The organism is Amycolatopsis pigmentata (assembly GCF_042684065.1).
GTDB classification, from domain to species: domain Bacteria; phylum Actinomycetota; class Actinomycetes; order Mycobacteriales; family Pseudonocardiaceae; genus Amycolatopsis_E; species Amycolatopsis_E pigmentata.
The window spans coordinates 1-823 of record NZ_JBHUKR010000035.1 but is presented as its reverse complement, the minus strand read 5'-3'; the positions used below and the strand labels follow the sequence as shown (position 1 = coordinate 823).

General features: G+C 67.7%; 1 protein-coding gene. It reads left to right on the top strand.

Features of this window, described 5'->3' with window-relative positions; all coding sequences use genetic code 11:
• Positions 1-13: 13 nt before the first annotated feature.
• The coding region (locus ACFSXZ_RS41195; RefSeq protein ID WP_378272015.1) for a hypothetical protein at positions 14-823 on the top strand (810 nt) is incomplete at its 3' end.

Below are 823 nucleotides of genomic sequence, written 5' to 3'. Positions count from 1 at the left end.
GACGGCGAGGCCGGTGGGGAAGGCGGATCCGAACGCGCCGGTGGCGGCTCCGGAGTTTGTGGATTATTCGATTACCGCGCCGGATGGGGTGACCGCGGGCGGGTCCCGGCAGTGGATCACGCGGGGCCAGAATTTCGTGCTGGTCTACAGCGAGCCGGTGGCCGGGGATGTGCTGTATTCCGGTGCGCTGGCCTCGGAGCAGGTGGTGCTGCTCATCGACGAATCCTCGGCGATGACCGGGACCGGTTCCGGCCAGACCCACACCGCCACCGGCCCGGCCCTGGTGGTGATCCCCCCGGGACAGGCCGAGATCACCTCGACCGGGACCGGCCCGATCGTGCAGTTGATCCAGTCCGACGAGGAGGAATGGGCCAAGCGGGCCTCCAACGCCGAGAGCTACGCCACCCCCCACCCCCGCGTCGCCCCGCTGGAGTTGTGGCCGGAACCGGTGGATGGCTACCGGTGGCGGGTCTACCGCATGGCCGATGTGCCCGACGAGCCCACACGGTTCGGGCGGATCTTCCGCACCCGCGCCTTCATGGTCAACTTCATCAAACCCATGCAAGGCCCCCGCGACCCCCACAAAATGTCCCCCCACTTCCACGACGACTTCGAACAATGCAGCCTCATCGTCGCCGGCACCTACGTCCACCACATCCAAACCCCCTGGAGCACCGACTCCACCACCTGGCGCCCCGAAGACCACGCCCGCGTCGGCAGCCCCTCGGTCACCATCATCCCCCCACCCACCATCCACACCTCCCAAGCCATCGGCTCCGGCACCAACCACCTCATTGACATATTCTCCGGCCCCCGTCACGAT